The 21,397-nt window shown below is 69.1% G+C and carries 21 protein-coding genes; 17 read left to right on the top strand and 4 right to left on the bottom strand.

What is annotated here, in order from left to right:
* The first annotated feature begins 30 nt into the window (after window positions 1-30).
* Genes ABL844_RS15980 through ABL844_RS15930 form a run of 11 tightly spaced genes read left to right on the top strand, consistent with a single transcriptional unit; the run spans window position 31 to window position 12,463 of the window.
* A complete protein-coding gene (locus ABL844_RS15980; protein ID WP_418131864.1) occupies window positions 31-978 on the top strand; it encodes a GDP-L-fucose synthase family protein in 948 nt (315 codons plus the stop codon).
* Complete coding sequence (gene gmd / locus ABL844_RS15975) at window positions 971-2,095, top strand: GDP-mannose 4,6-dehydratase (RefSeq protein WP_184637979.1); 1,125 nt, start codon at window positions 971-973, stop codon at window positions 2,093-2,095. The genes ABL844_RS15980 and gmd overlap by 8 nt, the downstream gene beginning before the upstream one ends.
* Window positions 2,096-2,137: 42 nt before the next feature.
* The gene (locus ABL844_RS15970) at window positions 2,138-3,463 is read left to right on the top strand and encodes a hypothetical protein (RefSeq protein ID WP_126019686.1); all 1,326 of its coding nucleotides are present in this window, start codon (window positions 2,138-2,140) and stop codon (window positions 3,461-3,463) included.
* 30 nt (window positions 3,464-3,493) lie between these two features.
* Complete coding sequence (locus ABL844_RS15965) at window positions 3,494-4,570, top strand: glycosyltransferase (RefSeq protein WP_418131863.1); 1,077 nt, start codon at window positions 3,494-3,496, stop codon at window positions 4,568-4,570.
* Entirely contained in the window at window positions 4,567-5,523 is a 957-nt protein-coding gene (locus ABL844_RS15960) for a hypothetical protein (RefSeq protein ID WP_418131862.1), read from the top strand. The genes ABL844_RS15965 and ABL844_RS15960 overlap by 4 nt, the downstream gene beginning before the upstream one ends.
* Before the next feature lie 45 nt (window positions 5,524-5,568).
* On the top strand, window positions 5,569-6,501 hold the full coding sequence (locus ABL844_RS15955) for a hypothetical protein (RefSeq protein ID WP_418125795.1): 933 nt from the start codon (window positions 5,569-5,571) through the stop codon (window positions 6,499-6,501).
* A 19-nt stretch (window positions 6,502-6,520) separates the two neighbouring features.
* Complete coding sequence (locus ABL844_RS15950; protein ID WP_418131861.1) at window positions 6,521-7,780, top strand: polysaccharide biosynthesis protein; 1,260 nt, start codon at window positions 6,521-6,523, stop codon at window positions 7,778-7,780.
* Window positions 7,777-9,024 (top strand): glycosyltransferase WbuB, encoded by a 1,248-nt coding sequence (locus tag ABL844_RS15945; protein WP_418131860.1) that lies wholly within the window; start codon window positions 7,777-7,779, stop codon window positions 9,022-9,024. The genes ABL844_RS15950 and ABL844_RS15945 overlap by 4 nt, the downstream gene beginning before the upstream one ends.
* Before the next feature lie 33 nt (window positions 9,025-9,057).
* Window positions 9,058-10,170: a UDP-glucose 4-epimerase GalE gene (gene galE / locus ABL844_RS15940; protein WP_418131859.1), complete on the top strand. Its 1,113-nt coding sequence runs from the start codon at window positions 9,058-9,060 to the stop codon at window positions 10,168-10,170.
* Window positions 10,163-10,942: a LuxR C-terminal-related transcriptional regulator gene (locus tag ABL844_RS15935; RefSeq protein WP_184637992.1), complete on the top strand. Its 780-nt coding sequence runs from the start codon at window positions 10,163-10,165 to the stop codon at window positions 10,940-10,942. The genes galE and ABL844_RS15935 overlap by 8 nt, the downstream gene beginning before the upstream one ends.
* A gap of 60 nt (window positions 10,943-11,002) precedes the next feature.
* The gene (locus ABL844_RS15930; RefSeq protein WP_418131858.1) at window positions 11,003-12,463 is read left to right on the top strand and encodes a mannose-1-phosphate guanylyltransferase/mannose-6-phosphate isomerase; all 1,461 of its coding nucleotides are present in this window, start codon (window positions 11,003-11,005) and stop codon (window positions 12,461-12,463) included.
* Here ABL844_RS15930 and ABL844_RS15925 read toward each other — a convergent pair.
* Window positions 12,441-13,043, bottom strand: coding sequence for a DJ-1/PfpI family protein (locus ABL844_RS15925; protein ID WP_418131857.1), 603 nt, complete (start codon window positions 13,041-13,043; stop codon window positions 12,441-12,443). The genes ABL844_RS15930 and ABL844_RS15925 overlap by 23 nt on opposite strands.
* A gap of 96 nt (window positions 13,044-13,139) precedes the next feature.
* On the opposite strand from ABL844_RS15925, the gene ABL844_RS15920 reads away from it, so the two are divergent.
* Window positions 13,140-14,474, top strand: a complete 1,335-nt coding sequence (locus ABL844_RS15920) for a PLP-dependent aminotransferase family protein (protein ID WP_418131856.1) — start codon at window positions 13,140-13,142, stop codon at window positions 14,472-14,474.
* Window positions 14,475-14,565: 91 nt separating this feature from the next.
* Here the strand turns inward: ABL844_RS15920 and ABL844_RS15915 are convergent, their stop codons facing one another.
* On the bottom strand, window positions 14,566-15,699 hold the full coding sequence (locus ABL844_RS15915) for a DSD1 family PLP-dependent enzyme (protein ID WP_418131855.1): 1,134 nt from the start codon (window positions 15,697-15,699) through the stop codon (window positions 14,566-14,568).
* 11 nt (window positions 15,700-15,710) lie between these two features.
* Window positions 15,711-16,358, bottom strand: a complete 648-nt coding sequence (locus ABL844_RS15910; protein WP_369662374.1) for an HAD family hydrolase — start codon at window positions 16,356-16,358, stop codon at window positions 15,711-15,713.
* A gap of 72 nt (window positions 16,359-16,430) precedes the next feature.
* Between ABL844_RS15910 and ABL844_RS15905 the strand changes: the two genes are divergently transcribed.
* The 5 genes from ABL844_RS15905 to ABL844_RS15885 all read left to right on the top strand — a co-directional run bounded on the left by ABL844_RS15905 (window position 16,431) and on the right by ABL844_RS15885 (window position 20,821).
* Window positions 16,431-17,360 (top strand): LysR family transcriptional regulator, encoded by a 930-nt coding sequence (locus ABL844_RS15905; RefSeq protein ID WP_369662375.1) that lies wholly within the window; start codon window positions 16,431-16,433, stop codon window positions 17,358-17,360.
* A 94-nt stretch (window positions 17,361-17,454) separates the two neighbouring features.
* The gene (locus tag ABL844_RS15900) at window positions 17,455-18,525 is read left to right on the top strand and encodes an ABC transporter permease (RefSeq protein ID WP_418131854.1); all 1,071 of its coding nucleotides are present in this window, start codon (window positions 17,455-17,457) and stop codon (window positions 18,523-18,525) included.
* Window positions 18,519-19,334 carry an ABC transporter ATP-binding protein gene (locus tag ABL844_RS15895; protein WP_369662377.1) on the top strand — a complete coding sequence of 272 codons (816 nt, stop codon included), beginning with the start codon at window positions 18,519-18,521 and terminating at the stop codon, window positions 19,332-19,334. The genes ABL844_RS15900 and ABL844_RS15895 overlap by 7 nt, the downstream gene beginning before the upstream one ends.
* 9 nt (window positions 19,335-19,343) lie before the next feature.
* Window positions 19,344-20,519 carry a c-type cytochrome gene (locus tag ABL844_RS15890; protein ID WP_369662378.1) on the top strand — a complete coding sequence of 392 codons (1,176 nt, stop codon included), beginning with the start codon at window positions 19,344-19,346 and terminating at the stop codon, window positions 20,517-20,519.
* Between the two features lie 95 nt (window positions 20,520-20,614).
* The gene (locus ABL844_RS15885) at window positions 20,615-20,821 is read left to right on the top strand and encodes a dodecin (RefSeq protein ID WP_126019649.1); all 207 of its coding nucleotides are present in this window, start codon (window positions 20,615-20,617) and stop codon (window positions 20,819-20,821) included.
* Window positions 20,822-20,845: 24 nt separating this feature from the next.
* Here the strand turns inward: ABL844_RS15885 and ABL844_RS15880 are convergent, their stop codons facing one another.
* Window positions 20,846-21,340: a low molecular weight phosphatase family protein gene (locus tag ABL844_RS15880; RefSeq protein ID WP_369662379.1), complete on the bottom strand. Its 495-nt coding sequence runs from the start codon at window positions 21,338-21,340 to the stop codon at window positions 20,846-20,848.
* Window positions 21,341-21,397 lie beyond the last annotated feature (57 nt).

The following is a 21,397-nucleotide window of genomic DNA, read 5'->3' as shown; positions in this document are numbered from 1 at the left end:
ATGCGGATATTTGTTGCGGGACACCGTGGAATGGTCGGCCAGGCCCTGGCGGGCCAGCTGCGCGGGCTCGGCCACGAGGTGGTTTGCCGCCAGCGCTCCGAGCTCGATCTTCTGGACCAGCGAGCCGTAGGCCGCTTCTTCTCGGACGAGCAGATCGACCAGGTCTACCTGGCGGCTGCCAAGGTCGGCGGCATCCATGCCAACACGAGCTATCCGGCGCAATTCATCTACGAGAACCTCATGATCGCGGCGAACGTGACGCATCAGGCGTTTCTTGCAGGCATCAGGCGGATTCTCTTTCTCGGTTCGAGCTGCATCTACCCGCGCCTGGCAGGACAACCCATACACGAGGAATACCTGCTCGACGGCAGGCTGGAGCCGACCAACGAGCCCTACGCGATCGCCAAGATCGCCGGGCTCAAGCTGTGCGAGAGCTACAACCGGCAGTACGGGGAAAGCCACGGCGTCGACTACCGCAGCGTGATGCCGACCAACCTGTACGGGCCGGGCGACAACTATCACCCCGAGAACAGCCACGTCGTGCCGGCGCTGATCCGCCGCTTTCATCAGGCGAAGCTGGACGATGCGCCGAGCGTGCAGATCTGGGGCAGCGGCCGGGTACGCCGCGAGTTCCTCTACGTCGACGACATGGCGCAAGGGTGCATCGCCGTGATGAACCTGCCTCGCGCGGCCTACGAGCTTCAGACGGACCCGATGCGCAGCCACATCAACCTCGGCACCGGCGAGGACGTGTCGATCTCGGAGCTTGCGGAACTGATCCGCGACGTCGTCGGCTACCGCGGAGACATCCGCTACGACCCGACGAAGCCCGAGGGCACGCCGCGCAAGTTGCTGGACGTGTCCCGCGCGGGAGCCATCGGCTGGAAGGCCCGCGTGCCGCTCGCCGAGGGTTTGCGCCGTACCTATTCCGCCTATCAGGCATCCACCCGCCTCACCGAGGAGATCGAACATGTCTAAGCGCGCTCTGATCACCGGCATCACCGGCCAGGACGGCTCCTATCTTGCCGAGTTGCTGATCGAAAAAGGCTACGAGGTGCACGGCATCAAGCGGCGGACCTCCCAGTTCAACACGGGACGCATCGACCATCTCTACTCGGACGTCCATTCGAAGGCGCAGCGACATCTGCACCTGCACCACGGCGACCTGTCCGACGGCAGCAACCTCACCCGGATCATGCAGGAGGTGCAGCCCGACGAGGTCTACAACCTGGGGGCGCAGAGCCATGTGGCCGTCAGCTTCGAAAGTCCCGAGTACACGGCCGACATCAATGGCCTGGGCGCGTTGCGCCTGCTCGAGGCCATCCGGCTCCTGGGCCTTCAATCGAAGACACGTTTCTACCAGGCCAGCACGAGCGAACTCTACGGACAGGTGCAGGAGTCCCGCCAGAGCGAAGCGACTCCCTTCTACCCGCGCAGCCCCTACGGTGCGGCGAAGCTCTTCGCCTACTGGATCACCAAGAACTACCGCGAGGCCTACGGCTTCTACGCCTGCAACGGAATCCTGTTCAACCACGAGAGTCCGCGCCGCGGAGAGACTTTCGTGACCCGCAAGGTCACGCGGGGCCTGGCGAACGTGGCGCAGGGCCTCGAACAGTGCCTCTTCCTCGGCAACATGAACGCATTGCGCGACTGGGGCCACGCCAAGGACTACGTACGGATGCAGTGGCTGATGCTGCAGCAGCCCACGGCCGTCGACTACGTGATCGCGACCGGAGCGCAATACAGCATCCGCGACTTCGTGACCCGCGCCGCGCGGCAACTCGGCATCTCCCTGGTCTTCGAGGGCGAAGGCATCGACGAGGTGGCGATCGCCGCCGATGTCACCGGCGAAGACGCACCTGCGGTCTGCCCGGGCGATGTGCTGGTCCGCGTCGATCCGCGCTACTTCCGCCCCTCGGAAGTCGAAACACTGTGCGGCAATCCCTCGAAGGCAGCGGATGAACTCGGCTGGGTACCGGAGATATCCCTCGATCAGATGATCGCCGAGATGGTGGCCAGCGATCTCGAACTGGCCAAGCGCCAGGCGCTGCTGCAGCGTCACGGCTATCACACGCCGCAGAGCATCGAGGCCTGAAAGCGGCACGAGCGGCTTCCATCCCCACACAGCAGGCCCGCCATGCGCCCCCTCGCCTTCTGGTCCGGCATCGTCTGCGCCGCGCTGTGCGGCCTGGTCGATCCGGTTTGGGGCTACGCGGCGGTGTTCGTGCTGTCGCTGGTGCAGATCGCGATGCTGGGATCGGCCGGCGGCAGCGTGTTCCTGCTGATCCACTACGCGGCCATCCTGACCTACTTCTCTATCGCGCCGGCGATGCAGATATCGCACGACATCGACTTCTGGGACGCGGGCGTGATGCGCGCCGATTCGCACACGCAGGCGCTGATGCTCTTGCTGCTCTACATGGCGGGCGTGGAGGCCGCGCGGCTGGGGGAGCGCGATGCGCCCGCCGACGCGATGGCGCGGCGCGACGGCCGCATGGCCGAGCTCGCCAACGCCCAGTTGCTGCTGCTGGGCTGCGCGGTGTTCGCCTTCGCCGCGCTGCTGGTGAAGCCGGAGCTCAACTTCGTGGCGCGTGGGGTCGCGGGCCTGGGCAGCGAGGACAACAACCTCGCCATCGACTTCATCTTCTATTCCACGCTGCCCAAGCTGGTGGTGCTGATGTGCTTCGTGGCGCTGGCCATCCAGGCGTTGCGCCGCCGCACGCTGTGGTCGTGGGGCGTGGCGGGCATCGCCTTCGGGCTGGCGGCGATCGCGGCCAACCCGGTGAACACGGCCCGGCAAGTCCTGCTGATCGGGCTGCTGCCGCTGCTCGTCCATGCGCTGGCGCGCAGCCGGCGCTGGCTGCTCGCGGGCCTGATCTTCGGCTCCATCGCGGGGCTGGGACCGGTGCTGAACCTGATCTCGCGCGGCAGCATCTGGGGCGAGGAGCTGCGGACCTTTCCCTTCAGCCAGGACTTCGACGCGATGTTCGTCGTCGCGGGCATCCTGGAGCGCGCGCCCATTCCGGACCTGGGCTGGGGCCGCTACCTGCTGTCGGCCTTCTCGTTCTTCCTGCCGCGCAGCCTGAAGATGTTTCCCGACTTCGACCCGCTGGGCTGGTCGGCCATCCTCGGCAACTTCTCGCAGGCCAATCTCTCGCTGCCGCCCTTCACCACGGCGTATTTCGACTTCGGCCTGGCAGGGCCGGCGCTATTCGGCTTCGCGGTATCGGCCGCCTTCCGGGCGGTGGACCGCGCCGTCCAGGCCGGGCGGCCGGTGTCGGGCTCCTACCTGGCGGCGCTGGTGCTGCTGGCCGCCTACGTGCCGTTCATGCGCGGCCCGATCCTCGGCTGGGGGCCGTTCGCGGCCTCGGGCGTGATCGCCGCATTCATCGCGGGCTCTCTGAGCTCCCGCACCCGCCGCGCGATGACGCGCGTGGTGCGGCGCCGCCTGCCGAGCGCATGAAGGAAGAAGAAAGAAAAGAAAGAAGTACCCATGGCCGCTTACCTCTACTACGACACCGTGCGCCTCAACAAGGCAGCCGGCGGCGTGCTCAACGTGTCGCAGGTGCTGCTGCGCCACATGCGGCTTTCGCCCGACGACCGCGTTGTGCCGGTGAGCGAACGGCATCCACGCCTCTTCGCTCTGGCGCAGCGTCTGAAGATCAGCCGCTTCGTGCTCGACACGCTGCTCTACAACTTCCACCGGCTGCGCACGCTGATCACCGGCGAGCAGCTGTTCTCGATGTTCCCCAACTACTACCTGCCGCTCACGCTGCTGGGGCGGCATCGCGACTCGGTGGTGATCGTGCACGACCTGCAGTACAAGGCCTATCCGCAGTATTTCGGGCGCCTCAAGCGGCTCTTCCTCGACTGGAATCTCTGGCGCGCGGCGCGCAGCGCGGCCGACGTGGTCTTCATCAGCCGCAGCAGCCAGCGCGACTTCGAGCGCCACTTCGGCCGCGGCGCGCGTTCCAGCGTCATCTTCAACCCGGTGGACGCGCCGCGAGTCGCCCCGGCCGCCGTCACGGCGCCCGGCGCGCGCTATCTGATCGCGGCCTACCACTACTACCCGCACAAGAACTTCGCCGGCATCCTCGCGCTCTTCGAGCGCATGAAGGCGGCCGGGCTGGTCGACTACCTCGACATCACCGGCAACGGTGCGGCGGAAGTGCAGCGGATGGTGTCGGCGATGTCGCCCGAGGTGCGCGAGTACGTTCGGCACCGCGGCCTGGTGCCGCGCGACGAGCTGCTGCGGCTGTACCAGGGCGCCACCGCCTTCATCTCGCTCTCGACCTTCGAGGGTTTCAACCTCTCGGCGGCGGAGGCGGCGACGCTGGGGGTGCCGCTGCTGCTGTCGGACATTCCGGTGCACCGCGAGCTGTTCGCGGACTACGCCTTCTTCGCGGGCAGCGACGGCGACGATCCGGAGCAGATCGCGCAGTACCTGGCGCACCACGAGCACGCCCGCCCGGCGTGGGTGCACGCCGGCACCTGCGCACCCGCCAACGTCGCGAGGCGCTACCTGATGCTCAAGCGCGGCACGCTTTCGCTCGCGGGGGCCGTGCCATGACCGCATGCCTGCCGCACGTCGTGCGATTGATCGCGAAGCTGCTGCTGGCGGTGGCGGTGGCGCTGCCGCTGGCGGCCCATGCCCAGCCCGCATCGGCGCCGACGCCGGGCTTCGGCGTGATGGTTCATTACCTGCCCGACAAGCAATCGATCGGCGAGATCAGGCGCTTCGACGTGGAAGCCTTCGCGGCCACGCTGGCGGAGATGCGCGTCTCGCACCTGATCCTGACGCTGGGGCAGAACAGCGGCCAGTACATCGCGCCCAACGCGGCGCTGGAGGTGCTCTGCCCGGCCAGCGCCGCAAACCGCCCGCCGCGCGACCTGCCGCTGGAGATCGGCCGGGCCCTGCGCAGCCGGGGCATCGCGCTGATCCTGTACCTGCCGTTCCGTGCGCCGCAGGCCGACCGCGCGCTCATGGATTGCCTGGGCGACGTGTCGGAGCAGGAGCCGCCGCCGGCCCGTTTCATCGCGGCGTGGTCCAGCGTGATCCGCGACTGGTCGCAGCGCTATGGCGCGCTGGCCAGCGGCTGGTGGTTCGACGGCACCTACAACACCAAGGGCATCACGCCCGCCGGCTGGGAGATGCTGTGCAGCGCCGCGCGCGCGGGCGCCACCAACCGCTGGCTGGCCTTCAACGCGGGCGAAGGCGCGGAGCGCTTCAGCGCGAAGTCGGCCCCCTGCCAGAACCTGATGGCCGGCGAATACATGCAGCCGCCGCCGCACCTGACCGGCCCGCCCTCGGAACTCGTCCTGCACGTGCTGACGCCGCTGACCGCCTCGTGGGGCCGCGACGCGCCAGCGCGATTCACGGCCGCGCAGCTTCGTGCCTGGATCGCCGACGCATCAGCCGCGCGCGGCCTCTTCACGCTGGACATGCCCATCGACGCAGCCGGCCGCTTCGTTCCCGCGCATGTCGCGCTCATCAAGAGCGTCACGGCGGCGAGCAAGCCCTGAATCAGAGAAACGCTGTCACACCTGCCTCAACCCAACCCGATCACCATGAACCCGCCCCTGCCCTTCATCGTCGTGGAAGACCGCCAGAACAAGACCCTCGCGCTGTGCCGCGAATCGGCGGAGCTGGCCGGCGAGCCGCTGCTCGTGCTCTCGGACACCGACGCGGGTCCGGCCTACGAGCGCTTCTGCCGCTCCTACGTGCACCTGTCGAGCAACACGCCGGAGTTCGAGAAGATCTGCTTCCGGCGTTACTTCCTGCTTGCGCGCTTTCTGGAATCCAACCCCGAAGTGCGCGATTTCGTGCTGATCGACAGCGACGTGCTGCTTTTCCAGGGCGCGGGGCAGCACATCAGGCGGCTGGTGGGCAGGGCCGATTTCTCGGGTTCCAGCATGCAGTCGGCCGACGGCTGGAACCCCTGCCAGATCTCGCCGCACGTGAGCTACTGGACATCGAGCGGACTGCGCCGCTTCGTGGCCTGCGTGCTCGACACCTATGCCACGCCCTCGGGGCGCCGGAAGCTGCGCGAGATCTCGGCGCGCTTCGCCGCGCGGGGCGTGCGCGGCGGCGTGTCGGACATGACGCTGCTCTACCTCTGGGCGCACGCCACCGGCAACGACGAGCCCATCAATCGGGTGCTCGAGGGCACGGTCGTCGACCACAACATCAACGGCATGCACAACCTGCATCGCGGGGAGTTCAAGGTGCTGGGCGGCGCCAAGCGCATCGCCTACCGCGAGGGCAAGGCCTGGCTGACCAGCACCTCGGGCGAGCTCACGCGCGTGGTGGCGCTGCACTTCCAGGGCAGCGCCAAGATGGCCATGCCCTACGCCCTGCGCGGCCACATGCTCACCGTGGCGGCCGTGACCTATGGGCTGCAGATCGCCCGTCGCGCGAAGAACAACGCCTTTCGCGCGGGCGCCTTCGCGCGCCGGCTGTTCGACACGCGCCGCGTGCACCGCGTGCCGGCCGGCAAATGAGCACCAGCGAGCCGACGCCATGAAGCACTTCAGCCTGCCACTACCGCTGCCCGGGGCGCGCATGGCATGGCTGTCGGGCCTGGGCGCGCTCGCTTCGCGGCTCTACGTGTACCTGTCGGGCTTCCTGGCCATCTTCCTGATGGCTGCGAGCGTTCCGCCCGCGCGCTTCGGCGAGTACTCGGTCTACCAGTCGGTGCTGGAGGTGGCGCTGGTGGTGGCCACGCTGGGCAGCTCGCTGCTGTTCTCTCGCAACGCGGCCTCGGCGCCGCCGGGCGTGACGCGCGGCGACGTGGTGCGCACGCTGTCCATCGGCCTGCCGCTGGCTACCGTGCTCGCGACGGTGATCCTCACGGTGCAGCGCCTGCCGGTGGGCGACGCGCCCTTCGCCATCCTGGTGGTCACGCTGGCGGTGTTCGCATTCAACAGCCTGCGGCTTTCCTTCAGCCGCGGCCTCGGGCACTCGGGGCTGCTGAACCTGGAGGCCGGAATCCGCTCGACCGTCCTGGTCGCGGGCGTGGGCGTCTGCGCCGCGGTGCATTTCGACCTGGGCGTGGCGCACCTGCTGCTCATCAACCTGATCGCGGTGGTCGTGGTGTGCCTGGCCGTGGGCCTGCCGGCCAACGGCGAGGCGCCGCCGGTGGGGCGCGCGGCGCTCGGGCTGGCCTCGCAGGCCGGGGCGACGGTGTATTCGCTGCTCATGTTCCTGCTGCGCAAGTCGGACCTGCTGATCGTGGCCTCTTTCATGCCGCTGAGCTACGTGGGCGCCTTCAAGCTCGCCTTCCTGCTGGCCGAGGCGCCCTCGCAGTTCGTGCAGGCCTTCCTGGTCACAAAAACGCCCGCGATGCTGGAGACCGAGGCCGGCAACTTCACGGCCGCGAAGCTGCGGCTCGCGCGGCACTCCTTCCTGCTGGGCTGCGGGCTCTTCGTCGGGCTGGCCGCGCTCATCTCGGTGGCCGCGCCGCTGCTCAAGCTGGGCAACGAGGCGCGCACCATCTTCCTCTGCATCGCGCCCTACTTCCTCCTGCGCACCTACACGATCCACCACGAGATGGTGCTGTCGCTGAAGACCTCGATGGGCTCGCTGGGCCAGTGGGCGCTGCTGGAGGTCGCGCTGCGGCTGGCGTCCTACGTGCTGGTGGTGGCGCTCTTTCCGGACAAGCCGCACTACGTGTTCTTCATTGCCTGCCTGAGCGACTTCGCGCTGTACGAAACGCGCATGCGCCTGCATTTCGGTTTCTTCCCCATCGTGCGCCTGCTGGCGTGGAGGCGGGCATCGTGAAGATCCTCCTCTACTCGATGAACTTCGCGCCCGAGCTGGCCGGCATCGGCAAGTACTCGGGCGAGATGGCCGAGTGGCTGCAGGCGCGCGGGCACGAGGTGCGGGTGATCGCGTCGCCGCCCTTCTTTCCGCAGTGGTCGGTGTTCGAGGGCTACTCGGCCTGGATGTACCGCAAGTCCGACTGGAACGGCGTGACGGTCTGGCGCGCGCCCACCTGGGTGCCGTCGCAGCCGCGCGCGCTAGGGCGCATCGGGCATCTGCTGTCGTTCACGCTGTCGAGCATTCCGCTGCTGCTGGCCCAGATGTTCTGGCGGCCTGACGTGGTGTTCGTGGTCGAGCCGCCCGTGTCCTGCGCGCCGGCCGCGCTGTGCCTGGCCAAGCTGCTGCGCGTGAGGTCGTGGCTGCACATCCAGGACTACGAGGTGGACGCGGCCTTCGGCCTGGGCTGGCTGCGCGGCGAGCGGGTGCGGCGCTTCGCGCTGGCCGCCGAGCGCTGGCTGATGCGCAGGTTCGACCGGGTGTCGACCATCTCCAGCGCGATGCGCTCCAAGGCGCTGGAAAAGGGCGTGGACGAATCGCGGCTGGTGCTGTTCCCGAACTGGGTCGACGTGGAGGCCATCCGGCCCCTGGAGCGGCCGGCGCTGGTCTCAGGTGCTTCCGCGCAGGGCTACCGGGCCGAACTGGGCATTCCGGCCGACGCGGTGGTGGTGCTCTATGCGGGCAGCCTCGGCAGCAAGCAGGGCATCGAGCTGCTGGCCGAGGCGGCGCGGCTGCTGGTGTGCTCGCACAACATCCACTTCGTGTTCTGCGGCAACGGGCCGAGCCGCTCTTCGCTGATGAACGCCTGCGTGCGGCTGGGCAACGTGCACTTTCTCGACCTGCAGCCGGCCGAACGCTTCAACGAGCTGCTGGGCATGGCCGACCTCCATGTGCTGCCGCAGCGTGCCGACGCCGCCGACCTGGTCATGCCCTCGAAGCTGGGCGGCATGCTGGCGAGCGGCCGCGCGGTGATCGTGACCGCGCATGCCGGCACCGCGCTCAGCGAGGCGGTGTGGGGCCGCGGCGTGGTGGTCGAGCCCGGCGACGCCGCCGCGCTGGCCGACGCCATCGAGCAGCTTTCCATGTCGCCAGCCACGCGCGAGCTGATGGGATCGATCGGCCGGCGCTTCGCCGAGGCCGAGCTCGACCGCAACGTGATCCTGCAGCGCCTCGAAGAGCAGCTGCAGCGCTGCGTCACCGCCTGACGCGACGACCGGCCCGCCCCAAGGAACACCACCATGCCCGCACCCAGGATCCTCGTGACAGGCGGCGCAGGCTTCATCGGCAGCCACACCTGCGTGGCGCTGATCACGGCGGGCTACCAGCCGGTGGTGCTCGACACGCTGGTCAACAGCGACGCGCGCTCGCTGAAGCGGGTGGCGTGCATCACCGGCGTCGAGCCCGTGCTGGTGCGCGCCGACGTGCGCGACGGCGCCGCGCTCGACCGCACCTTTGCCGCGCACGGCGTGCAGGCGGTGGTGCACCTTGCGGGACTGAAGGCGGTCGGCGAATCGGTGGCCGATCCGCTGGGCTACTACGACGTCAACCTGGCCGGCAGCCTGGTGCTGGCGCGTGCCATGGACCGTGCGGGCGTGCGTACGCTGGTGTTCTCGTCGTCGGCCACGGTGTACGGCGACTCGCAGCCCTCGCCCATCGCCGAGGCCGCGCCGCATGGGCCGGTCAACCCCTACGGCCGCACCAAGTCGATGGTGGAGAGCATGCTGGCCGACCTCTCGCACGCCGATGCGCGCTGGGGCATCGCCTGCCTGCGCTATTTCAACCCGGTGGGCGCGCACGAGAGCGGCCTGCTCGGCGAACTGCCCAACGGCCCGCCCAACAACCTGATGCCCTACATCTCGCAGGTCGCGGCCGGCGAGCGCGAGTGCCTGGTGGTGCACGGCGCCGACTACGACACCGCCGACGGCACCGGCGTGCGCGACTACGTGCACGTGATGGACGTGGCCGAGGGCCACGTGGCGGCGCTGCACCGCGCGGCGCGACGGCCCGGCATCCTCATGGCCAACCTGGGCACCGGCCACGGCGCATCGGTGCTGGAGGTGGTCTCGGCCTTCGAGCGCGCGAGCGGCCGGCGCATCGCGCTGCGCATCGGGCCGCGCCGCCCGGGCGACGCACCCGCCTACTGGGCCGATGTGCGCAGCGCATGGCGCACGCTCGGCTGGCGGGCGCGCCGCGACCTCGACCAGATGTGCGCCGACAGCTGGCGCTGGCAGTGCGCCAGCCCGCGCGGATTCGACGACCCGGTGCCCACCCTGGTGCCCGGTGCCGTGCTGTTCCAGAACAAAGACAGAGCCATCAACATCCACTCCAACCGGGGGCACACCCATGTCTGAACAAGCTACACCCCCAGCCGTCGAGCTGGGCGCCGGCCAATCGGGCTATCCGCCAGGGGTCTGCGCGCCGGCCACGCCGCTGTGGCCCGGTTTCCTGACCGGGCAGGAAGACGCGCCGGTGCGCGTGCTGCTCGTGGACGACGACGAGTTCATGCGCCGCGTGATCGCGCAGGAGCTGCTGTCGGACCTGCGCATACAGCTCGAAGGCCAGGCCGGCAGCCTGCGCGACGGCCGGCGGCTGGTGGCCACGCACGAGTTCGACGTGCTGATGGTCGACCTGCGGCTGGGTGACGGCTCCGGCTTCGACCTGATCCAGGAAGCGCGCGAGCACCGCCGCTCGGCCGAGATCATCGTCATCACCGTGCTGGAGGACGAGGCGCACGTGCTGCACGCGCTGGAACTGGGCGCCACCGGCTACCTCTTGAAGGACGCCTGGCTGCAGAGCTTCGCCCAGGCGGTGCTGCAGGTGGTCAACGGCGGCGCGGCCATCACGCCGCGGCTGGCACGCCGGTTGCTCTCGCGGCTGAGCCACCGGCCGATGGGCGCGCTGCCACCGGCTGCGCAACCCCTGCCGCGCGAGACGACGCTGACGGCGCGCGAGTGCGAGGTTTTGCGCTTCGTCGCGCGCGGGCACGTCACGGAGGAGATCGGAAACAGGCTGGGCATCTCGGGGCAGACCGTCAACGCCCACATCAAGAACATCTACAAGAAGCTGCACGTCCACTCGCGCGCGCAGGCCGTGAGCTATGCCGCGTATTCCGGGCTGATCTGAAGCGGCCCTTTCCTCTCTTCTTCATCAACCTGCACGCAACCCCAACGCTGGCGACCGATCATGAAAACCGCTCCCTCCATCCATCCCGTGGTCCTGTGCGGCGGCAGCGGCACGCGGCTTTGGCCGCTGTCGCGCAAGGCCCTGCCCAAGCAGTTCGCGCCGCTGGTCGGCGGCAAGAGCCTGCTGCAGCTCACGCTGGAGCGGCTGGCTCTGCTGAACGCCGACATCACCTGCGTGACCTCGGAAGACCACCGCTTCCTGGTGAAGGAAACGGTGGAGAACGCCGGTGTCACGGGCCGGCAGATCCTGGAGCCGGTGGCGCGCAACACCGCTGCAGCGATGGCATCGGCCGCGCTGATGGCCGAGCCTGACGACCTGCTGCTGTTCGCGCCTTCGGACCACCATATCCCCGACGCCGCCCTCTTCGCCCGCACCGTGCATGCCGGCGTCGATGCGGCACTGGCGGGCCGGATCGTCACCTTCGGCGTGGTGCCCAGTTTCCCGAGCACGGCCTACGGCTACATCGAGGCCGGCGAGGCGCTGGCCGACGGGCACAGCCAGGCGGTGGCGCGCTTCGTCGAGAAACCGACGGCAGCGGTGGCCGAAATGCTGATCCTGAACGGCGGCTACAGCTGGAACGCGGGCATCTTCCTCGTGCAGGCGCGCACGCTGATCGCCGCGCTGCGCGAGCACGCAGGCGACATCCTGCAGGCCTGCGAGAGCGCCGCGGCCAACGCGACCCGCGACGGCAGCTTCGTGCGGCTGGACCGCGCGGCCTTCGAGCAATGCCGTGCCGACAGCATCGACTACGCGGTGCTCGAGAAGCATCGCCAGATCGCGGTCGTGAAGTTCGAGGGGCTGTGGAGCGACGTGGGCAGCTGGAACGCGGTCGCCAGCCTGCACCCGGCCGACGATGCCGGCAACCGGCTCAGCGGCAAGGCCAGCGCGCTGAACTCGCGCAACACCTTCGTGCATGCGCCGCACCGGCCGGTGGTGGCGCTGGGCACGCAGGACCTGATCATCGTGGATACGCCCGACGCCGTGCTCGTGGCCGGCGCGGGCTGCGCCGAGCAGGTGGCGGAGGTGGTGCGCAAGCTCTCGCTGGAAGGCTGCGCGGAAGCCACCGAGCACCGCCGCGTGGTGCGGCCATGGGGCGCCTACGACAGCATCGACCTGGGCGAGCGCTTCCAGGTCAAGCGCCTCACGGTCAAGCCCGGCGCCAGGCTCTCGCTGCAGATGCACCACCACCGCTCCGAGCACTGGGTGGTGGTGAAGGGCACGGCGCGCGCCACCTGCGACGGCAAGGTCAGCCTGGTGCACGAGAACGAGTCGATCTACCTGCCCTCCGGAGCGGTCCACCGGCTGGAGAACCCCGGCAAGACGGTGCTCGAAGTGATCGAGGTGCAGACCGGCGGCTACCTGGGCGAAGACGACATCGTGCGTTTCGACGACACCTACGGGCGCTGCGCGGCGCAGGCGACCACGGCGACAACGGACCTCATCGCGGCAGATACGGCGTGATGTTCCTCAGAGCGTTGGCCACGTAGGCCTCCTTCTCGCCCACTGGCGCCACGTAGTGCAGCGCCGCCTCGGCGGCCTCGATGCCCTCGGTGCGCGCGATGACCCAGCCGGCCAGGTAAGGCGAAGCGAAGCAGCCGCCCGCGGTGGCGACGTTGCCGCGCGCGAAGAAGGGCTGGTTCAGCACTTCCACGCCGGCTTCCTGCACCCAGGGCTTGGTCGTCAGGTCGGTGCAGGCCGAAACGCCTTCGACAAGGCCGAGCTTGGCCAGGACGAGCGTGCCCGAGCATTGCGCCGCGATCAGTTGCCGCTGCGGATCGAGCGACAGGCGTCCCATCAGCTCCGGGCTGGCGACCACCTCGCGCGTCTTCACACCGCTGCCGACGACCACCGCGTCGGCGGAGCGCGCATCCTCCAGCAGCGACTGCGCGCGGATGGTCACGCCGTTCATCGACGTGACCTCCGGCGTCGGGCAGCAGATGCTCACGCGCCAGTCCGGTTTCTTGATGCGGTTGAGCACGCCCAGCGCGATGAGCGAGTCGAGTTCGTTGAAGCCGTCGAAGGTGAGGATGGCGATGTGCATGGCGTCCTGTATTGGTGTGATCGTGGGCGGATGGAGCCATCGTAGGAGAGGCGATCAATACAATCAAAGAATTGTCATGGATACATCGAGCTCACGATGGCCGAAGCCCGCTACAAGCAACTGGTCGACGAACTTGCCGCCGAAATCCGCGACGGCCGCCTGCCACCCGGCACCCGCCTGCCCACGCACCGCAAGCTGGCCGAACGCCACGGGCTGGCGCTGGTCACCGCGTCGCGCGTCTACGCCGAGCTGGAAGCCATGGGCCTCGTCAGCGGCGAGGTCGGCCGAGGCACCTTCGTGCGCGAAGCATCGCTGCGCATGGGCCCCGGCGCCGAGCAGCGTGCGCTGCCGGCGGACCTGGTCGACCTGAACTTCAACTACCCTGCCCTGCCCGGACAGGCCGAACTGCTGCGCGGCGCACTGCGCCAGCTCGCGGCCGGCGGCGAACTCGACGCCATGTTGCGCTACGCACCCCACGGCGGACGGATGCACGAGCGCACCTGCTTCGCCCGGCACCTCGCCTCGCGAGGGCTGACAGTGGAGCCGTCCAACGTGCTGATCGTCGACGGCGCGCAGCATGGACTGGCCGTGACCGCAATGGCCCTGCTGCAACCCGGCGACGTGGTCGCGGTGGACGCCCTCACCTACCCCGGCTTCAAGGTATTGGCCGAGGCGCACAAACTGGAACTGGCGCCCCTGCCCGCTGCCGGCCAGGGGCCCGACCTCGACGTGCTGGAGCGCCTGTGCGCGCGGCGGCGTGTGCGAGCCATCTACGCCATGCCGACCATGCACAACCCGCTGGGCTGGGTGATGGGCACGAGCCGCCGCAAGCGCCTCGTGGCCATCGCGCGGCGGCACGGGCTGCTCGTCATCGAGGACGCGGCCTATGCCTTCCTGGCCGACGATCCGCCTGCGCCACTGGCTGCGCTGGCGCCCGAGACGACGGTGTATGTCTCGGGTCTCTCCAAGAACGTCGCGACCGGGCTGCGCGTGGGTTTCGTCACCGCGCCCGATGCGTGGGTGCCGAAGCTCGAACGTGCGATCCGGGCCACGACGTGGTGTACACCGGGCGTGACCACCGCCATCGCGTGCTCATGGCTGGAAGACGGCACGGTCGAGCGGCTCGAATCGCAGAAGCGGCAGGACGCGTCTGCGCGGCAAGCCATCGTCGGCGAAGTGCTTGCCGGGATGGGATGCATGCGGCATCCGTCGTCGTACTTCGCGTGGCTGCCGCTGCCGGAGGAGACGCGGGCCGACCTCGTTGCCGCGGCGCTGATGCGTGAAGGCGTTTCGGTGTCCACGGCCGAGCCATTCGCTACGTCGAAGCATGTGCCGCATGCACTGCGGCTGGCGTTGGGGTCGGTTGGATTGGACGGTTTGCGCAGTGCGCTGGGAACGGTGCGGCGGGTGGTGGAGGAGCAGTCTTTCTGAGAATCTGAATGAAGGCTCCCGGCGTGCTCACGCGCCTTCGCTCACTGCAGCGCACGGAGGCGTGCGGGCCAGGCGGTCGGCTTTGCGCGCCTCACCAGCCGTGAAAGCGCCCCCATGCCCGCAGCGTTCCGTCTTCCGACAACGCCTGATATTCCGGAAACTGCGCCCCCGTCGCACAGGCATGATTCGGCAGGATGCGCAGCCGCGTGCCCACGGGAAAGCGCACCGCAATGTCCGCATCCGCCTCGCCCTCCCGCGAAAGAATGCCGTGCTCCTGGTTCGCACCAATGAGCACATAGCCATCGAGCACCCGTCCCTGCGCATCGCACACCTGCCCGTACCCGAAGTCCCGCTTCTGCTTCTGTGTCCCCCGGTCGCGGCTCATCGCCATCCAGCCTGCGTCGACGATGGCCCAGCCCTTGTCGGCCTGGTGGCCGATCACGGTGGTGAGCACGCTCAGGGCGATGTCGTCCTCGGTGCACACGCCGATGTTGCGCATCACTAGGTCGAAGAAAACGTACACGCCGGCCCGTACTTCGGTCACGCCGTCCAGCGCATCCGCAGCCAGGGCGGTAGGCGTGGAACCCACGCTGACCACCGGGCACGGCAGGCCCGCGGCGCGCAGCCGCTGCGCGGCGCGCACGCAGCCTGAGCGTTCCTGCTCGGCCATCGCCTTCAGGGCCTCGGGCGTATCCAACTCGTAGCTGGAGCCCGCGTGGGTCAGCACACCGCCGAGGCGCATGCCACCTTCGTGCAGCACGCGGCCGACTTCGAGCAGCGCGTCTTCCTCCGGCTTGATGCCGCTTCGGTGGCCGTCGGTATCAATTTCGACCAGCACATCGAAGGCCTCGCCGTTCGCGCGGCCGAACTCGGCAATAGCCCTGGCCGAGGCCACGCTGTCGGTGAGGATGCCCAGCGCGCAGCCGCGCCGGCGCAGTTCCAGCGCATGCGGCAGCCGGTGCGGCGCCATGCCGACGGCATAAAGGATGTCGGTGAAGCCTGCGGCGAAGAACTGTTCGGCCTCCTTCAGCGTGGAGACGGTGATGCCCTGCGCTCCCGCCTCGCGCTGGGCTTTGGCGACCTCGATGCACTTGCTGGTCTTCACATGCGGTCGGAAGCGCACGCCAAGTTCGTTCATGTGCCCTTGCATGCGTTCGATGTTGCGCCGCATGCGCGTGCGTTCGATGAGGGCCGCGGGCGTGTCGATGGTGGCGAGGGTGTTCATTCTGGAACTCGTCATTTCTTTTCGAAGGATTGCAGCCAGGGCAGCGCCGGTGCGAGCGTCGGCGCCTGAAGCTCGGGCGACGGCGCTCCTTGCGGCAGTGCAAGGCCGACCCGGTTGTGCCAGTAAGTGCGCAGGCCCACTACCGAAGTGCCGAACATGTCGTAGCCCGAGCCGGCGACGAAGGCCGCGTCATGCGCCTCCACCCCAAGCCGTTCGAGCGCCACGCGGTACGGGCGCGGATCGGGCTTGTAGAACCCGGCTTCCTCCGAGGTGACGACCGCGTCCCAATCGATGCCCAGCCGCGCCGCCGCGCGGTGGCCCAGGCGCCTGGAGCAGTTGGTGACCACGGCGAGGCGGCAGTGCGGCTTGAGCGCCAGCAGCAACTCGCGCGCGCCGCTCCACACGGGCAGCGTGTCCCATTGCGCTTCGAGCGCGTCGGTGGCGGAGCCGGGCATGCCGGTGTTGCGGGCAGCCTCCTTCACGAGCCGTTCGTAGGGCACGTAGGCGCCGCAGCCGTAGGTGAGCCGCAGGTACTCGGCGCGCCAGGTGCGGCCTTTCTCCTCGGAGCCGGCGGCGGCGTTCCAGACGGTCCAGGAGTCGAGCAGCGCGGTGAGCAGGTCGAAGAGCACTGCGCGCGGATAGGCGTTGGGAGATTGCATGGCCTGCGACTGTACGTTTCGAGGCCATGCCTGTGCTTCAATGCGGAGTCATCAATCGTTAAGCACAAGTTAATGACGACGATCCAGATCGAGGACCTGCAGCTCGCTGCCGCCCTGCTGCGCGAGCCGTCTCTGAGCGCGGCGGCGCGGGCGCTGGACGTTACGCCGCCGGCGCTGTCGATGCGGCTGCGCAAGCTGGAGGCCGCGCTGGGACTGTCGCTGGCGACCCGCACCGCGCGCAAGCTGAGCCTCACGCCCGAGGGCGAGCGCTTCGCGCGCGAGGCGGCCGCGCTGCTCGGGCAGATCGAGGGGCTGCGCGAATCGATGCAGCGCGACGACCGACGCCTCACCGGCACGCTGCGCATCGCCGCGCCCTTCGGCTACGGCCGCCAATACATCGCGCCCATGCTCGCGCGCTTCGCCAGGCTGCACCCGGGGCTGGGCGTGCAGCTCGACCTGCGCGAGACCCCGTGGCCCGACCGGCACGACGCCGACGCGGTGATCCACATCGGCACGGTGCGCGATTCGTCGTGGGTAGCGCGCACGCTGAGCGCCAACGAGCGCTGGCTGTGCGCCAGCCCCGCCTACCTGCGCCAGCGCGGCGTGCCCCGCGTGCCGCGCGACATTCCTGCACATGACTGCATCTGCATCCGCGAGAACGACGAGGACGTGACACTGTGGCACCTGCGCCCCGCGGGCCGGGCGGCGGCCGCCAAGGGCAGGCGCGAGACCCTGCGCATTTCCCCCGCCTACCTCACCAACGACGGCGGCGTGGCGCGCCAGTGGGCCGAACAGGGGCTGGGCCTGGTGCTGCGCTCCGAATGGGACGCGGCCGATGCCGTGGCGCGCGGCACGTTGGTGCGCGTGCTGGACGATTGGCAGTTCGACAGCGCGCCGGTCACGCTGCTGGTGCCGACGCGCAAGGGGCGCACGGCCCGGGTGCAGGCCGTCGTCGAGTTCCTCGCCGAGAGCTTCGGCAGCAGCGCCGCCAAGGGAAAGTAGCTGCGCGCATATCCATAGCCGCATTCCTTCGTTGGCCGCGCCGCCATGGTCCGCCAACACTCGCAGCTTCGTATTTCCGGATAAGAAGCCTGCGATGACCCTTGCTCTCGATCATTTGCCGCCCTCGCGCCACAGCGTGCTGCAAGGAGGCGCCGCACCGCCCGCCAAAGAGCAATCGCAGGCACAGCCGCGGCGTCCGGCCGCCCCCGCAGGCATCTGGAGCACAGGCCTGCTCGCCTCTGCCGCATGGGTCGCGCTGGGCCTGCTCACGCTGCTTTGGCCGAACAAGGAAGCCGGCTTCAGCGACTGGGCCTTCACGCAGGAGTTCGGCATCGCGACGCTGGTGGTCGCCGTGCTTTTGCTGGCGATCGCGCTGCTGGGCGGCCGCACCGGGCGGCTGATCCGCACGCTGCGGCCCGCCGGGCAATGGCTTGTCGCGCTGGCCGTGGGCCTCGCGCTGTGGGAGGTGTCCACCGCCAAGCTCGGCGTGCTGCCCTCGCCTTTCTTCGCGCCGCCGCAGAGCCTGATCGACGTGGTGCACGAGGACTGGCAGCGCCTGGGCCTGTCGACCGTGCATTCGCTGCGGTTGCTGGCCAACGGTTTCGTGCTGGGCGCGCTGGTGGGCTTCGGCACCGGCGTGGCCGTGGGCTGGTCGCGCATCGCGGGGTACTGGGTGCATCCGCTGCTGCGCTTCCTCGGGCCGGTGCCCGCGTCGGCGCTGCTGCCGCTGGCCTTCTTCTTCGCGCCTTCGAGCTATTCGGCGGCGGTGTTCCTCGTGGGCCTGGCCACCTTCTTCCCGGTGGCGGTGCTCACCTGGTCGGGCGTGGCCTCGGTGCACAAGAGCTATTACGACGTGGCGCGCACGCTGGGTGCTTCTGAACGTTTCCTGGTGCTGCGCGTGGCGATCCCGGCGGCGCTGCCGCAGGTGTTCGTGGGCCTCTTCATGGGTCTGGGAGCGTCGTTCTCGGTGCTCATCACCGCCGAGATGATGGGCGTGAAGGCCGGGCTTGGCTGGTATCTGCAATGGGCCCAGGGCTGGGCCGCCTACGCCAACATGTACGCGGCGCTGCTGGTGATGGCGGCACTGTGCTCGGGCCTCATCACGCTGCTGTTCAAGGTTCGCGACCGCGTGCTGTCGTGGCAGAAGGGAACCGTGAAATGGTGACCGAGACGCCCCCGAACGCGGTGCTTCCGCCCGCCCCTGCACCAACCACGGGCGCCGGGGCCCATATCGGCATACGCGGCGTCAGCCACTGGTTCGAAGTGTCCGGCGGCGTGCTGCAGGTGCTCGACGGCATCGACCTGCAGGTGCGCCCCGGCGAGTTCGTCGCGCTGCTGGGGCCCAGCGGCTGCGGCAAGTCGACGCTTCTGCGGCTGGTGGCCGGGCTGGAGCCCGCGACCACCGGCGCCATCACGCAGAACGGCGAGCCGATCTCGCGGCCCGATCCGTCGCGCATCGTCGTCTTCCAGGACCCGACGCTCTACCCCTGGCGCAGCGTGTGGGACAACGTGGCACTGGGCCTGCAGGCACGCGGCGTGCTGAAGGAGCGGCGCGCCCGCGTCGACGAAGCGCTCAAGCTCGTGGGCCTGACCGAGTTCGCGAAAGCCTTTCCGCACCATCTTTCCGGCGGCATGGCGCAGCGCGTGGCGCTGGCGCGAGCGCTCGTCAACGATCCGCAGCTGCTTGTGCTCGACGAACCGCTGGGCAAGCTCGACTCGCTCACGCGCATCGCGATGCAGAGCGAGCTGGTCAATCTCTGGCAGCGGGCCGGCTTCTCGGCGCTGCTGGTGACGCACGACGTGGAAGAGGCGCTGTTCCTCGCCAACCGCGTGATCGTGCTGAGCGACCGGCCCGCGCGCATCGCGGCGGAGCTGGTGGTCGAGCTGCCCTACCCGCGCCATCGCGGCGATCCGAAGCTGGCCGAGTTGCGGCACGAGGCGCTCAGGCACCTGGGGCTCGATGCGACGTGGTGAACTGAAGAGATGAGCGGTCCGCCCGAGGCCGGCTGGCTCAACCTGCTGATCGGCCTGCTGCAGGGCGCGCAGCTCTGGCTTCTTCGCCTGCTCGACGCACTGGGGCTGTCCGGGCAATCGCACGGGCAGCCGGCATGGCCGTGGGCGCAACGGCTATCCGGCGAAAACCTGCTGATCGACCTCGGACAGGCCCGGCGGCTCGGCCTCACGCTGGTGGTGCTTGCCGTGGCGCTGCTTGTCCTGCTGGTCGCGCTGCTCTGGCGCCGGCGCCGCATATGGCTTGCCACCGGAGCCGCGCTGCTGGCGGCATTGGCACCATGGCCGGAGGCCAGCGTGGTGCTTGTACCTGCGTACCCAACCAGCTTCCACGCATCGCCCTCCGGCTTCACCGCCGACAGCATCGAGCGCGGCCGAACGCTGTACGCGGCACAGTGCGCCGCCTGCCACGGAACCAATGGCCGGGGCCACGGGCCGCTGGCCTCGGCGCAGGCTGTGTGGCCTCCGGACCTGGGCGGTCCGCTGCTGTGGCGGCGCGCCGATGGCGACGTGCTGTGGCATGTGATGAACGGCATGCGCGACCGCCGTGGTGCGCAGACCATGCCCGGCTTCGGCACCGCGCTGAGCGACGCGGACGCATGGGCGCTGATCGATTTCATGAAAGCCCAGGGCGCCGGCGAGAGCCTGCGCGCGGCCGGTCTCTGGGCCCAGCCCATAGCGCCGCCGGATGTGACGGTGCAATGCGGCGACAAGCCACCGCGCAGCCTTTCGAGCTGGCGCGGCCAGCGCCTGCGCATCATCGCGTCGGAGCCTGGCCGCGAGGCATCGCCGCTACCCGACGATCCGCGCCTCGTGACCGTGCTGCTCGCGCCTCAGTCCACGGAGGTGGCGCCGCAGTCGGCCAACTGCATCGCCACCTCGCCCGCCGCGTGGGCGGCCTTCTCGCTCGTCGCCGCGACAACGCAACTGGCGGGCACGCAGTTCATCGTGGACCGCGACGGCTGGCTGCGCGCACGCGGCGAACCCGGCAAGAGCGCGTGGAGCGACGACGATCTTCTTTGCCGCACCGAGCAGCAGCCTTACGCGACACCCGGCGAACGCCCGCTGCCGCCCGACGGCCTCGGTGCCCTCATCGCGCGCATGGACGCCGAGCCCGTGCGCTTCGTCAAGGGCGGGTACGTCCACTGACACCTGTGTCCGCAACGGGACTACGATGTTCTTCCGGGCCCCTTGCTATCAATCGATCGATCAGTCCATCCCCTCAACCCCGAAGGAGACAGCCCATGTCCAGCCACGTCTACAAAACGCTAGAACTCACCGGTTCCTCGCCCACCGGCATCGAAGATGCGGTGCGGACCGCCATCGCGAAGGCGCACGAGACGGTGCGCAACATCCAGTGGTTCAACGTCACCGAGACGCGCGGTCATGTGGTCGACGGAAAGGTGGCGCACTGGCAGGTGACGTTGAAGATCGGGTTTACGCTGGAGTGAGCCCGCTCCGGCCGGCGGGAGCGGCTAGCGCATGTACCCCAGGTCGCGCACGTCGGACCGCACGGCCGACCGGTCCGCCCCCTGCATCGGCAGGCTCACCAGCAGTTCGAGCCTGCGGCGCAGCGAGAACAGCATCTGCACCGCGTCGTGCGCGACCCTGTCGGGGTCGCGGCCGTCGAGCACGTCGGGGTAGGCCCACAGCGCCGCATCGGGCTGGCCGGGCCATGAGGGCTGGCGCGGCTCGGTGGATTCGTCGAGCGTGATGACGAAGTCCGCGGCGTGGGCATTGGCGCGCGCGAGCTCGTCCCAGCCGCGCGGTTGCCGGTTCGGCAAGGGAATGCTCGCGCTCTTGAGCGCGGCGATGGCGGCGGGATGGAATTCGCGGGCGACCTGCCCGGGCTGACCGCAGGAAGATACCGAGAACCGCTTCGGGTCCAGGTGCGTGAGGCACGCTTCTGCCAGGATGCTGCGCAATGAATTTCGTCGCGAGACGAAGATCACGCCGATACGTTTTTGCATGGAACCCTGACTATAGCCCTGCGTTCTTAACCCGTCCTGACCATTCGCCGAGCAGTG

It is taken from the genome of Variovorax sp. 278MFTsu5.1, from assembly GCF_048305045.1.
Lineage (GTDB): Bacteria > Pseudomonadota > Gammaproteobacteria > Burkholderiales > Burkholderiaceae_C > Variovorax > Variovorax guangxiensis.
Note: the sequence above shows the minus strand (reverse complement) of the source record. Positions and strands in the feature narration are given on the sequence as shown.

What these genes read in the sequence shown, in the direction of transcription:
- ABL844_RS15980 (WP_418131864.1), top strand. Translation starts at nt 31, where the DNA reads ATGGTCGGCCAGGCCCTGGCGGGCCAGCTGCGCGGGCTCGGCCACGAG.
- gmd (WP_184637979.1), top strand. Translation starts at nt 971, where the DNA reads ATGTCTAAGCGCGCTCTGATCACCGGCATCACCGGCCAGGACGGCTCC.
- ABL844_RS15970 (WP_126019686.1), top strand. Translation starts at nt 2,138, where the DNA reads ATGCGCCCCCTCGCCTTCTGGTCCGGCATCGTCTGCGCCGCGCTGTGC.
- ABL844_RS15965 (WP_418131863.1), top strand. Translation starts at nt 3,494, where the DNA reads ATGGCCGCTTACCTCTACTACGACACCGTGCGCCTCAACAAGGCAGCC.
- ABL844_RS15960 (WP_418131862.1), top strand. Translation starts at nt 4,567, where the DNA reads ATGACCGCATGCCTGCCGCACGTCGTGCGATTGATCGCGAAGCTGCTG.
- ABL844_RS15955 (WP_418125795.1), top strand. Translation starts at nt 5,569, where the DNA reads ATGAACCCGCCCCTGCCCTTCATCGTCGTGGAAGACCGCCAGAACAAG.
- ABL844_RS15950 (WP_418131861.1), top strand. Translation starts at nt 6,521, where the DNA reads ATGAAGCACTTCAGCCTGCCACTACCGCTGCCCGGGGCGCGCATGGCA.
- galE (WP_418131859.1), top strand. Translation starts at nt 9,058, where the DNA reads ATGCCCGCACCCAGGATCCTCGTGACAGGCGGCGCAGGCTTCATCGGC.
- ABL844_RS15935 (WP_184637992.1), top strand. Translation starts at nt 10,163, where the DNA reads ATGTCTGAACAAGCTACACCCCCAGCCGTCGAGCTGGGCGCCGGCCAA.
- ABL844_RS15930 (WP_418131858.1), top strand. Translation starts at nt 11,003, where the DNA reads ATGAAAACCGCTCCCTCCATCCATCCCGTGGTCCTGTGCGGCGGCAGC.
- ABL844_RS15925 (WP_418131857.1), bottom strand. Translation starts at nt 13,043, where the DNA reads ATGCACATCGCCATCCTCACCTTCGACGGCTTCAACGAACTCGACTCG.
- ABL844_RS15920 (WP_418131856.1), top strand. Translation starts at nt 13,140, where the DNA reads ATGGCCGAAGCCCGCTACAAGCAACTGGTCGACGAACTTGCCGCCGAA.
- ABL844_RS15915 (WP_418131855.1), bottom strand. Translation starts at nt 15,699, where the DNA reads ATGAACACCCTCGCCACCATCGACACGCCCGCGGCCCTCATCGAACGC.
- ABL844_RS15910 (WP_369662374.1), bottom strand. Translation starts at nt 16,358, where the DNA reads ATGCAATCTCCCAACGCCTATCCGCGCGCAGTGCTCTTCGACCTGCTC.
- ABL844_RS15905 (WP_369662375.1), top strand. Translation starts at nt 16,431, where the DNA reads ATGACGACGATCCAGATCGAGGACCTGCAGCTCGCTGCCGCCCTGCTG.
- ABL844_RS15900 (WP_418131854.1), top strand. Translation starts at nt 17,455, where the DNA reads ATGACCCTTGCTCTCGATCATTTGCCGCCCTCGCGCCACAGCGTGCTG.
- ABL844_RS15895 (WP_369662377.1), top strand. Translation starts at nt 18,519, where the DNA reads ATGGTGACCGAGACGCCCCCGAACGCGGTGCTTCCGCCCGCCCCTGCA.
- ABL844_RS15890 (WP_369662378.1), top strand. Translation starts at nt 19,344, where the DNA reads ATGAGCGGTCCGCCCGAGGCCGGCTGGCTCAACCTGCTGATCGGCCTG.
- ABL844_RS15885 (WP_126019649.1), top strand. Translation starts at nt 20,615, where the DNA reads ATGTCCAGCCACGTCTACAAAACGCTAGAACTCACCGGTTCCTCGCCC.
- ABL844_RS15880 (WP_369662379.1), bottom strand. Translation starts at nt 21,340, where the DNA reads ATGCAAAAACGTATCGGCGTGATCTTCGTCTCGCGACGAAATTCATTG.